Annotated in this window: 11 protein-coding genes; 4 read left to right on the top strand and 7 right to left on the bottom strand. The window is 71.9% G+C overall.

The window, feature by feature from the left end; genetic code table 11:
* Nucleotides 1-231: 231 nt before the first annotated feature.
* The gene (locus AC07AZ_RS04595; protein ID WP_478843757.1) at nucleotides 232-1284 is read left to right on the top strand and encodes a murein hydrolase activator EnvC family protein; all 1053 of its coding nucleotides are present in this window, start codon (nucleotides 232-234) and stop codon (nucleotides 1282-1284) included.
* A gap of 147 nt (nucleotides 1285-1431) precedes the next feature.
* On the opposite strand, the gene AC07AZ_RS04590 is transcribed toward AC07AZ_RS04595, so the two are convergent.
* The 7 genes from AC07AZ_RS04590 to AC07AZ_RS04560 form a co-directional block, all read right to left on the bottom strand.
* Complete coding sequence (locus AC07AZ_RS04590) at nucleotides 1432-2298, bottom strand: Cof-type HAD-IIB family hydrolase (protein WP_478843755.1); 867 nt, start codon at nucleotides 2296-2298, stop codon at nucleotides 1432-1434.
* 93 nt (nucleotides 2299-2391) lie between these two features.
* Nucleotides 2392-3294 (bottom strand): LLM class flavin-dependent oxidoreductase, encoded by a 903-nt coding sequence (locus AC07AZ_RS04585; RefSeq protein WP_478843753.1) that lies wholly within the window; start codon nucleotides 3292-3294, stop codon nucleotides 2392-2394.
* A gap of 50 nt (nucleotides 3295-3344) precedes the next feature.
* A complete protein-coding gene (locus AC07AZ_RS04580) occupies nucleotides 3345-3791 on the bottom strand; it encodes a hypothetical protein (protein WP_478843751.1) in 447 nt (148 codons plus the stop codon).
* A 24-nt stretch (nucleotides 3792-3815) separates the two neighbouring features.
* The gene (locus AC07AZ_RS04575; protein ID WP_478843749.1) at nucleotides 3816-4364 is read right to left on the bottom strand and encodes an RNA 2'-phosphotransferase; all 549 of its coding nucleotides are present in this window, start codon (nucleotides 4362-4364) and stop codon (nucleotides 3816-3818) included.
* A gap of 123 nt (nucleotides 4365-4487) precedes the next feature.
* On the bottom strand, nucleotides 4488-5435 hold the full coding sequence (locus AC07AZ_RS04570; protein WP_478843747.1) for a MerR family transcriptional regulator: 948 nt from the start codon (nucleotides 5433-5435) through the stop codon (nucleotides 4488-4490).
* Between the two features lie 230 nt (nucleotides 5436-5665).
* Entirely contained in the window at nucleotides 5666-7423 is a 1758-nt protein-coding gene (locus AC07AZ_RS04565; protein ID WP_478843745.1) for an SDR family oxidoreductase, read from the bottom strand.
* A 5-nt stretch (nucleotides 7424-7428) separates the two neighbouring features.
* Complete coding sequence (locus AC07AZ_RS04560; protein ID WP_478843743.1) at nucleotides 7429-8271, bottom strand: M24 family metallopeptidase; 843 nt, start codon at nucleotides 8269-8271, stop codon at nucleotides 7429-7431.
* Nucleotides 8272-8528: 257 nt separating this feature from the next.
* Between AC07AZ_RS04560 and AC07AZ_RS04555 the strand changes: the two genes are divergently transcribed.
* Genes AC07AZ_RS04555 through AC07AZ_RS04545 form a run of 3 tightly spaced genes read left to right on the top strand, consistent with a single transcriptional unit; the run spans nucleotide 8529 to nucleotide 11306 of the window.
* Nucleotides 8529-9491 (top strand): ABC transporter ATP-binding protein, encoded by a 963-nt coding sequence (locus AC07AZ_RS04555; protein WP_478844164.1) that lies wholly within the window; start codon nucleotides 8529-8531, stop codon nucleotides 9489-9491.
* Complete coding sequence (locus tag AC07AZ_RS04550) at nucleotides 9481-10398, top strand: ABC transporter permease (protein ID WP_478843741.1); 918 nt, start codon at nucleotides 9481-9483, stop codon at nucleotides 10396-10398. The genes AC07AZ_RS04555 and AC07AZ_RS04550 overlap by 11 nt, the downstream gene beginning before the upstream one ends.
* The gene (locus tag AC07AZ_RS04545; protein ID WP_478843739.1) at nucleotides 10395-11306 is read left to right on the top strand and encodes an ABC transporter ATP-binding protein; all 912 of its coding nucleotides are present in this window, start codon (nucleotides 10395-10397) and stop codon (nucleotides 11304-11306) included. The genes AC07AZ_RS04550 and AC07AZ_RS04545 overlap by 4 nt, the downstream gene beginning before the upstream one ends.
* The last annotated feature ends 8 nt before the right edge of the window (nucleotides 11307-11314 follow it).

The following is an 11314-nucleotide window of genomic DNA, read 5'->3' as shown; positions in this document are numbered from 1 at the left end:
CGCTCCCGCCGTGAGCCCGGCGGCCCGCCCGCGGGTGTGGCCGGTGGCGCGGCGTCCGATCCGGGCGTCGGCGTGGCGCGGTGCCTCGGGCCCCTCCGCTCGCCGGCGCGCCGCGCCGGGCTTCGAGCGGTCCTTTCGTGGGCGGGTACTGGGCCGACCCGGGGACAGGGGTCCCCCAGGTGCACGCCTTGAACAGGACCGGAGTCGCCTGGCTGGGGCAGGATCGCTGACATGGGGTCATACCGCCGCCGTTCGTTACTTGTTGTGGCACCGCTGTGCGCGGTGGCGATGCTCGCGGCGGGACCCGCCGACGGCTCGGACGAGGACGACGGCGATACCGGTGGCGGCATCAGCGGCCGGGTGGTGAGGCTCTACGAGGACGCCGCCCTGGCCACTCAGCGCTACGAGGCGGGGCGGGCGGAGGCCGAGGCACAGCGGGTCACGGCGCTGCGGGCCGAGGCCCCGCTCGAACGAGAGCGGCAGGAGATCACCGGCCTGCGTGCGGACCTCGGGCGCATCGCCCGTGCCCAGTACCGCACCGGGGGCCTGCCCCTGGTCGCCCGGCTTCTCCTCGCCGACGACCCTGCCGGGCTGTTGGAGGGGCAGCACGCCTTCTCGCGGGCGGACCTCGCCGTCCACAACGCCATCGGCAGGAGCCGGCGCGCCGAGGCCCGACTCGCCGTGGACGAGGCGAGGGCCATGGCGGCCTGGCGGAAGCTGGAGCGACACAACGCGGAACTCGCCGCCCTCAAGGACACCGTCGAGCGGAAACTCGAGGAAGCGCGTGGACAGTTGCAGGGACTGGCCGACGCCTCGGTCGCCGCGGGCGCCTGTCGTGGCGCGGTCCGGCTCGACCAGCCCCAGGCCCCTGTCACCGGTGCGTGGGTCGCCCCCGTCGAGAGGTACACGCTGTCCGCCGGGTTCGGCAGCGACGGCGCGCGGTGGGCGAACCGGCACACCGGGCAGGACTTCGCGGTGCCGATCGGCAGCCCCGTGCGCGCGGCCGGTGCGGGCCGTGTGGTGACGGTGTCCTGCGGGGGCCCCTTCGGCATCGAGGTCGTGATCGAGCACGCGGGCGGCTACTACACGCAGTACGCGCATCTCGCGGCCGTCGCCGTCGACCAGGGGGAACGCGTTGCCACCGGGCAGTGGATCGGGCAGTCGGGCACCAGCGGCAACTCCACCGGCCCCCACCTGCACTTCGAGGTGCGGATCACCCCGGAGGCGGGCTCGGCCCTGGATCCGGTGCCGTGGCTGGCGCAGCGGGGGGTGCCGCTCGGATAGGACGGCCGGGCAACCCGGCCACCGGGACACCCGGCTGTCGGCCACCCACCGGCAGGGTCACCCGCCAACTGGATCACCCGGCCGGGCCACCCACCAAGAGGGCCGCCCGGCGACCGGGACACCCAGTGGCCGCCCGCCGTCGCGCTGTCAGCGTCGCGCCAGCATCCGCTCGATCACGACCGCCACCCCGTCCTCGTTGTTGGCGACCGTGCGCCCCGAGGCGGCGGCGATGACGTCCGGGTGCGCGTTACCCATGGCGTACGACTGGCCGGCCCAGGTGAGCATCTCCACGTCGTTCGGCATGTCCCCGAAGGCGACGACCTCCTCGTGCGAGATGCCGCGCTCGGCACAGGCCAGAGCGAGCGTGCTCGCCTTGGAGACACCCGGACCGCTGATCTCCAGCAGGGCGCTGGGGCTGGAACGGGTGACGTTGGCGCGCTCACCGATGGCGAGTCGGGCCAGCGTGAGAAAGGCGTCCGGGTCGATCTCGGGGTGGTATGCGAGGATCTTGAGAACGGGCTCGCCGGCACCGGGCGCGTCCGGTGCGAGGAGCCGCTCGGCGGGTGCCAGGGTGTCCGGGGTCTCCATGTGCAGCTTGGGGTAGTCCGGCTCCTGGTAGAAGCCGTACGTCTGCTCCACCGCGTACACGGTGCCGGGTGCTGCCTCCCGCAGCAGCTGGACGGCGTCCAGCGCGTTCTCCCGGGCCAGCTCCCGCACCGTCACGAACCGGTGGGCGCCGGGACCGCCGTGCAGGTCGACCACGGCGGCACCGTTCCCGCAGATCGCCAGTCCGTGGCCGTGGACGTGGTCGCTGACCACGTCCATCCAGCGGGCCGGGCGGCCGGTGACGAAGAAGACCTCGATGCCCGCCTCCTCGGCGGCCGCGAGAGCGGCGACCGTGCGCGGAGAGACCGACTTGTCGTCGCGCAGCAGCGTGCCGTCGAGGTCGGTGGCGATCAGTCGCGGCGGGGTGGTGGCGGCCGGGGTCTCGGGCTGTCGGGTAGCAGAGGTCACCGGGCCATTCTCCCGTATCTGCGCGTACGGCCGTGCGGCAGTCCGCACAGGTGAGTGGATACCGCCCTCACCAGCACCGTCGGGCTCCGGGGATCAGCCCAGCTGGGAGGGCGCCTCCATGGCGATCTGCTCGAAGACCTTCTCGTCCGCGGCGAAGTCGGATCCGGCGATGGGCCAGTGGATCACGATGTCGGTGAAGCCCAGTTCCCGGTGGCGGCCCGCGAAGTCCACGAAGGCGTTGAGTGACTCCAGCGGGCGGCCGCGGTCCGGGGTGAAACCGGTCAGCAGGATCTTGTCCAGGCCGGCCATGTCACGGCCGATCTCGGCGCAGGCGTCGGAGAGCTTCCCGATCTGGCCGCGGAGGGCCTGCACCGACTGTTCGGGGGTGCCGTCCTCGAACAGCTTGGGGTCACCCGTGGTCACCCACGCCTGGCCGTGCCGGGCGGCGAGCCGCAACCCGCGCGGGCCGGTCGCGGCCACCGCGAAGGGCAGCCGGGGCCGCTGCACGCAGCCCGGGATGTTGCGCGCCTCGTGAGCCGAGTAGTAGTCGCCCTCGTAGGACACCGAGTCCTCGGTCAGCAGGCGGTCCAGCAGCGGGACGAACTCACCGAAACGGGTGGCTCGCTCGCGTGGGGTCCACGGGTCCTGTCCGAGCGCGGTCGCGTCGAAACCGGTACCGCCCGCGCCGATGCCGAGCGTGATCCGGCCGCCGGAGATGTCGTCGAGGGAGATCAGTTCCTTGGCGAGGGTCACCGGGTGCCGGAAGTTCGGCGAGGTCACCAGGGTGCCCAGGCGCAGTCGGTCGGTGACGCCGGCGGCAGCGGTCAGCGTCGGCACGGCACCGAACCAGGGCCCGTCCCGGAACGTGCGCCAGGACAGGTGGTCGTACGTGAACGCGGTGTGGAAGCCGAGCTGCTCCGCGCGCTGCCACGACGAACGGCCCCCTTCGTGCCAGCGGAGGTGGGGGAGGATCACGGTGCTCAGACGCAGGCTCATGATTCGAGCGTATGCGGCGATCACGTTTCACGTGAAACAGTCACCGCCAGTCATCGCACGCGCCCACTCAGCCACGGGCCGAGACGGGTCAGCGGCACGTACTCCGTGTACGTCCGGTCGCCGGGCAGCGGCACGACCAGGGTGCGGGCCGGCGGAAAACGGCGGGCCTTGACGTAGGCGAGGCCGTCGAAGAGGGAGCGGAGGAAGGCCGGTACGTCGTCGCGCGGTATGTCGGGGCACTCGACGCCCTCCACGGTGATCAGCGCGTCGTCCTCGGGGTAGAGCCGCACGCTCACCCGGGGCAGGCCGCCGAACTCGGCGAACGCCTCGTGCGGCAGGGAGCCGTCCGGGTCGGTGGTGACGCCGACACCCGCCGCGCTGCGTCGGGAGGTCCGGTCGGCGCCGATGTCGTGGGTGACCTCGATCTCGCGAGCGTAGTCGGCGGCGATCGTGCGCAGGGCGTTGACGGCGGCCTCGGTGGTGGGAAGGTGCTCCATACCGCCGATCATGGCGAAAGTGGCTCAGTGCGACTCGGGGAACCGAAGGTACCGGGCCGGTACGGCCCTGGTCAGCCACACCCCGTTGGCGCTGAGGTGGAAGATGTGGCCGTCACGGTGCATGGCCGCCGAGTCCACGGACAGCACGACGGGGCGCCCACGGCGCGCACCCACCCGGGTGGCGGTCTCCCGGTCGCGTGAGAGGTGCACGTCGTGCCGGTTCATGGGCCGCAGGCCCTCGGCGCGGATCGTGTCCAGGAACCGCCCCACCGTCCCGTGGTAGAGGTAGGGCGGCGGGACAGCCGTGGGCAGCCCGAGGTCGACCTCGACGCTGTGGCCCTGGCTGGCGCGGATCCGGGTGCCCTCGAGGGCGAAGCGCTGTTTGTCGTTGGCGGCGACCACATGGTCCAGCTCGTCGCGGGTGAACGGGAATCCGTGCGCGGCGGCCGCGGCGATCAGCACGTCGATCTCGACCCAGCCGGCCTCGTCCAGCGTCAGCCCGATTCGTTCCGGCTGGTGGCGCAGATGTTTCGAGAGGTACTTCGACACCTTCACGGTGCGTCTTTCATCCATCCCCACAGCGTGCCGGGAGAGACGTGAATCACGCGAACGATTTTGACCCCGATGTTTGATCCACAGCCAAGTGCGGTTATCCACAGGCTAATTGGCGATTCTGTGGACAACTATCCTTGGAATTCAGGGGACTTCGTCAACGTCATCTGACGCGCCGTGACTTGCGGCGAGACGGTCAAGAGCCCTTGCCCGCACGTCCCGTTCGACGGCCGGCGTCACGAACTCGGCCGTCCACCCCGGACCAACAAGGCGGTCCACGGCCTCCATCGCCTCCTCGGGCAGCGCCAGGAAACGGGTCCGGTCCGCCGTGGTCGCCGGCTCGTCCGTGCCGAGATGCCGACGCGGCTGTCGGACCGCGAACAGACGCATGGCGCGGGCAAGTTCGGCGTCCACCGTCTGTTGGGCGAGGGGTCGCAGACGGCGTACGAGTGAGGCCGCTTCGGCTGCTTCCGCGTCCGTCGGGCGGTGCGGGCCGTCGAGGTGGCGTGCGAAGACGTGCTGGGTGGTGAACTCCAGGAATCTGGAGGCGATGTGCTCGACCTGGACCCGCAACTCCCGTAGATGGCCCGAGATCGCGGACAGCGGCACCCCGGCGGAGTGCAACTCGGCGGCGACAGCGAGCTCTTGGGGGCTCGGCACGAGGGAGTGGTCGTCGTCACCGGGGACCGGCTCCAGCACGCCGAGCGCCACGGCCTCGGTCACCGCCGCGTCGTCGGAGGTGCCGCCGAACCGTGCGGCGAGTTCGGCACGCGAGACGCGTACCGCCTCCTCGTCGGTCCACGGACCGTCCACCTCGCCGACCAGCCCAAGCACTCCGCCGAGGCCGCGTCCCGAGTCCCACGCTTCCAGGAGTTCCTTGATGGAGGCCAGGGTGTAGCCGCGGTCGAGGGGGCCGGCGATCCGGTGCAGCCGGTCGAGGTGCGCCTCGGTGTACACGTTGGCCCGGCCGCGGCGCTCCGGGCGGGGGAGCAGGCCGCGGTCCTGGTAGGCGCGGATCGTGCGGACACTGGCGCCGCTGCGGTGGGCCAGGTCCTCTATCCGGTAGGCGGGTGGTGCCGGGAGGTCGGTCATCTGCGCGGTCCTCGCGGTCCTCGCGGTCCTCGCGGTGCACGGCGTCGGGGACGAGGGACGGCGCGGTCCGGCGGGCCCGGTGCCGCCGTGGGACGGGCCGACCCCGGCGGGCGATGCCGGCCGCGGTTCACCGGCTCACAGCGGTGGGTCCAGCCCCGCCCGCGAGGCGGGCCCGGTGCCGCCATGGGACGGGCCGGCCCCGGCGGGCGACGCCGGCCGGGGTCGGCGGCTCACAGCGGTGGGTCCAGTCTCGCCAGCGCCCGCAGCGCGCCCGGCATGAGTCGGGACAGGAGCCGGGCGCCGCGGGCCTCGGGCGTGACGGGGACGACGGCGTCGTCGCGGACGACGGCCCGCAGGATCGCGGCGGCCACCTTCTCCGGCGGGTAGTTCCGCAGCCCGTACAGCCGCGCGCTCCGCTTCTGGCGCCGCTTCTCCTCCTCGGCGTCGACGCCCGTGAAGCGCGCGGTCGAGGTGATGCCGGTGTTGACGATGCCCGGGCATATCGCCGTCACGCCGATCCCCCGGCCGGCGAGTTCGGCGCGCAGGCACTCGCTCAGCATCAGCACGGCCGCCTTGGACGTGCTGTACGCGGGCAGCACCCTGGACGGCTGGAAGGCAGCCGCCGACGCGATGTTGACGATGTGACCGCCCTGCCGGCGCTCCGCCATCTGCAGGCCGAAGAGCCGGCAGCCGTGGATCACCCCCCACAGGTTGACGTCGAGGACCTTCCGCCAGTCCTCCGCGGTGGTGTCGAGGAAGGAGCCCGACAGACCGATCCCGGCGTTGTTGACCAGGACGTCCACCACGCCGTACTCGGCGGCGACCTTGGCGGCGAGCTTCTCCATGGCCTGCTCGTCGGACACGTCGACCGTCTCCGCCCACGCCTCGGGGGCACCCACCAGGCGGGACAGTTCGGCCGTGCGGGCGGCGGACCCGGCGTCCCGGTCGACGGCCACCACGCGGGCGCCCGCCTCCGCGAAGGCGAACGCCGTGGCCCGCCCGATACCGCTGCCCGCGCCGGTGACCAGGACGAGCTGCCCGCCGAAGCGCTCGGCGTACGTCCCGGTGGCCCTCGCCGGTTCCGGCCGGCCGCTCTCCACGGAGGTGACGAACTCCGCGATCCAGCCCGACACCTGGTCGGGACGGGTGCGGGGGATCCAGTGCTTTGCGGGCAGGGTGCGGCGCACCAACCGGGGCGCCCACGTCTCCAGTTCGTCGTAGAGCCGCTCCGAGAGGAACGCGTCCCCGAGCGGGGTGACGAGTTGCACCGGCACGTGGGCGTACGCGTCCGCGCGGGGCCCGCGCAGACGCGCGCGCACGTTGTCCCGGTACAGCCAGGCGCCGTGCGCCGCGTCCGAGGGCAGCGACGAGGTGGGGTAGCCGCCGGCGGGAACCTTCTCGACCCGCTGGAGGATCTTCGGCCAGTGCCTGCCGAGCGGGCCGCGCCAGGCCAGCTCCGGCAGCGCGGGTGTGTGCAACAGGTAGACGTACCAGGACTTAACCCCCTGGCCGAGGAGCTGGCCGATCCGGCGCGGGGTGGGCCGCCGCAGCCGGGTGTTGATCCAGTGCCCGAGGTGGTCGAGGGAGGGGCCGGACATCGAGGTGAAGGACGCGATCCGCCCCTCGGTGCGCTTGACCGTGACGAACTCCCAGCCCTGCACCGAACCCCAGTCGTGGCCGACCAGGTGCACCGGCCGGCCCGGGCTGACCGCGTCCGCGACCGCCAGGAAGTCGTCCGTCAGCTTCTCCAGCGTGAACCCGCCGCGCAGTGGCCGGGGCGCCGTGGACCGGCCGTGGCCACGGACGTCGTAGAGGACGACGTGGAAGCGGCCGGCCAGTCGCGCGGCGACCTCGGACCACACCTCCTTGCTGTCCGGGTAGCCGTGCACGAGGACGACCGTCGGCCGCGACGGATCTCCCAGCTCGGCCACGCACAGCTCGACCCCGCCGGTCCGCACCCGGCGCTCCCGCGCGTCCCGGAGACTCACCTGTGTCACTTCTCCTCCGCCCAGCGCCGCACGTGCGGCAGATCGTCGTCCAGCCAGAAGGCGCTCTGCTCGGGGTCCCGGGAGTCGGTGACGACGAGGATCTCCTCGAACTTGGCGCCGGTGCCCCGGAAACCGAGGTGCGGTTCGACCGCCCACAGGCCCGGCCGCGGCGGGTGGTCGGAGAACCGGTACGGCGACCAGAGCGGTGACCAGCCCTCGCGGTGACCGTGCAGGGCGTCGGCGGCCAGGCCGCGCAGCGCCTGGGTGCCGAACCCGAACACCCGCGGTGACCAGCGGCGCGGCGCGACCCGGTCGACCTTGTGCGCGATCACCCCGAAGGGATACGCGCGGTGCCGGTTGGCGTAGCCCTGGCGGACCATGAGGCGGTCCACGTCCTCGTAGATCGCGCGCAGCGGCCGGCGTTCGCGCACCTCGCGCAGGATCAGCTCGCGGTGCGCCGCCAGGTCGTCCATCAACCTGTCCTGCACCGGATTGGCTCCGAGGGAGCCCGAGTACCCGATGTCGGCCGTGTATCCGTCGAGCACGGGCGCCGTGTCCAGGATGAAGGGCATCCCGGGCTCCAGCCCGCGGTCGGTGGGAAAGAACTGCAACGGCAGGCGGAAGTTCACGAAAGCGGTGCGGTCGCCGAACCAGGCGAAGGGCAGATGGAACCAGTCCCGCACGCCCCGCTCGCGCAGCCACACGCGCTGCATACGGGCCGCCTCCCGCTCGGTCACGCCGGGTGTGAGCCGGGCCGCGACCGCCTCGGCGCACGCGTACGCCAGGCGCTGCACCTTCCTGAAGCCCCGCAGCTCGGCGGAGAGTTCACCGGGCACTGCCGTCGTCATGTCCTCGCCCCACCCTCGTGCCCGCCGACCGCGGTACGTGTCCGTAACGTGACACCGGTGAATGTGACAGTTGTTAGAGGCTGCGTCAACAGAGGGGCCTCTGCCTGTGGACAACCTCGCGGATGTGGACAACCGGAGGCGCGTTGTTCGACTTCAGGGGGACCCCTAGGGTCCCGTACGACTCGAGGCTGACTCCAAGACGACCCTGCGGTCTGACGACCGGAGTGGTCCGGGTCACTACTGTCGACGACGTGACTGTGATCGTGACCGAAAGCCTGAGCAAGCGGTTCCCCCGGGTGACCGCGCTTGACCGGCTCTCCGTGGACGTCGGGCCCGGTGTGACCGGACTCGTCGGAGCCAACGGAGCCGGCAAGTCCACACTGATCAAGATCCTTCTGGGTCTGTCCCCCGCCACCGAGGGCCGTGCCGAAGTGCTCGGACTCGATGTCGCCACCAAGGGCGCCGACATCCGCGAGCGGGTCGGCTACATGCCGGAGCACGACTGCCTGCCGCCCGACGTCTCGGCCACCGAGTTCGTCGTCCACATGGCGCGCATGTCCGGCCTGCCGCCCACCGCCGCCCGCGAACGCACCGCGGACACCCTGCGTCACGTCGGTCTCTACGAGGAGCGCTACCGCCCCATCGGCGGCTACTCGACCGGCATGAAGCAGCGCGTGAAGCTGGCGCAGGCCCTCGTGCACGACCCGCAGCTGGTCTTCCTGGACGAGCCGACCAACGGCCTCGACCCGGTCGGCCGCGACGAGATGCTCGGCCTGATCCGCCGCATCCACACCGACTTCGGCATCTCGGTCCTGGTCACCTCGCACCTGCTGGGCGAACTGGAACGCACCTGCGACCACGTCGTCGTCGTCGACGGCGGCAAGCTCCTGCGCTCCAGCTCCACCACCGACTTCACCCAGATCACCACCACCCTCGCGATCGAGGTCACCGACACCGACGGGCACCCGGACGGCACCCGCGCGATGCGCGACGCGCTGCACGCGCGCGGGGTGGAGGTCCACGACGGCGCCGGCCTGCCGGGCGCCGGCCACGTCCTGCTGCTGACCGCCGACGGCGAGGAGACCTACGACCTCGTGCGGGACCTGGTCGCCGACCTCGGACTCGGCCTGGTGCGCATGGAGCAGCGCCGGCACCACATCGCGGAGGTCTTCACCGACAGCGACGAGCAGCGGAAGGAGGCGGTCGGCCATGGCGGTTGAGCAGCCCCTGCGGAGCCCGGCCACGACGCCGGGTGAACAGACCCGGATCCACAACATCGGCTACCGCACCTACGACGGCCCGCGCCTGGGCCGCGCCTACGCCCGCCGCTCGCTGTACTCGCAGTCCCTGCGCGGCGCCTACGGCCTCGGCCGCTCGGTGAAGTCCAAGGTGCTGCCGATGCTGCTGTTCGTGGTGATGTGCGTGCCCGCGGCCATCATGGTCGCCGTCGCCGTCGCCACCAAGGCGAAGGACCTGCCCGTCGACTACACGCGCTACGCGATCATCATGCAGGCCGTCATCAGTCTGTACGTCGCCTCGCAGGCGCCCCAGTCCGTCTCGCGCGACCTGCGCTTCAAGACCGTACCGCTGTACTTCTCCCGCCCCATCGAGACCGCCGACTACGTGCGCGCGAAGTACGCGGCGCTGGCCTCCGCCCTGTTCGTCCTCACCGCCGCCCCGCTCCTCGTGCTCTACGTGGGAGCGCTGCTGGCGAAACTCGACTTCACCGACCAGACCAAGGGATTCGCACAGGGGCTGGTCTCCGTGGCACTGCTCTCGCTGCTCTTCGCCGGCCTCGGCCTGGTCATCGCGGCGGTCACGCCACGCCGCGGCTTCGGCATCGCGGCCGTGATCGCCGTCCTGACCATCTCCTACGGCGCGGTCTCCACGCTGCAGGCCATCGCCGACTCCCAGGGCAGCACCGGGGCGATCCCCTGGATCGGCCTCTTCTCGCCGGTCACGCTCATCGACGGCGTGCAGTCCGCGTTCCTCGGCGCCGCCTCGGCGGCCCCCGGCGGAATCGCCCCCTCCCACGGCGAGGGAGCGGTGTACGTCCTGGTCACCCTCGGCCTGATCGCCGCCGCCTACGGCCTCCTGACGCGCCGCTACCGAAAGGTCGGACTGTGACCACGCTCTCCATCGACCACGTCTCCCGCTGGTTCGGCAACGTGGTCGCCGTCAACGACATCACCATGACCATCGGTCCCGGCGTCACCGGCCTCCTCGGCCCCAACGGCGCCGGAAAGTCCACGCTGATCAACATGATGGGCGGCTTCCTGGCCCCCTCCACCGGCACCGTCACCCTCGACGGACAGCCGACCTGGCGCAACGAGCAGATCTACAAGCACATCGGCATCGTCCCCGAGCGCGAGGCGATGTACGACTTCCTCACCGGCCGCGAGTTCGTCGTCGCCAACGCCGAGTTGCACGGCCTCGGCGACAGGGCGGCGCAGAAGGCCCTCGCCACGGTCGAGATGGAGTACGCGCAGGACCGCAAGATCGCCACGTACTCCAAGGGCATGCGCCAGCGCGTGAAGATGGCGTCCGCGCTGGTCCACGACCCGTCGCTGTTCCTGCTCGACGAGCCCTTCAACGGCATGGACCCGCGCCAGCGCATGCAGCTCATGAGCCTGCTCCGGCGCATGGGCGACGAGGGCCGCACCGTGCTGTTCTCGTCCCACATCCTCGAGGAGGTCGAGCAGCTCGCCCGGCACATCGAGGTCGTCGTCGCCGGACGCCACGCGGCCAGCGGCGACTTCCGCAGGATCCGCCGCCTGATGACCGACCGACCGCACCGCTACCTGGTGCGCTCCAGCGACGACCGCGCGCTCGCGGCCGCGCTGATCGCCGACCCGTCCACGTCCGGCATCGAGGTCGACCTGGCGGAGGGCGCGCTGCGCGTCCAGGCCGTCGACTTCGGCCGCTTCACGGCACTGCTGCCCAGGGTCGCCCGGGACAACGGCATCCGGCTGCTCACGGTCTCGCCGTCCGACGAGTCCCTCGAGTCCGTCTTCTCGTATCTCGTCGCGGCGTAGGAGGCCGA

It is taken from the genome of Streptomyces sp. NPDC043878, assembly GCF_056435735.1.
Note: the sequence above shows the minus strand (reverse complement) of the source record. Positions and strands in the feature narration are given on the sequence as shown.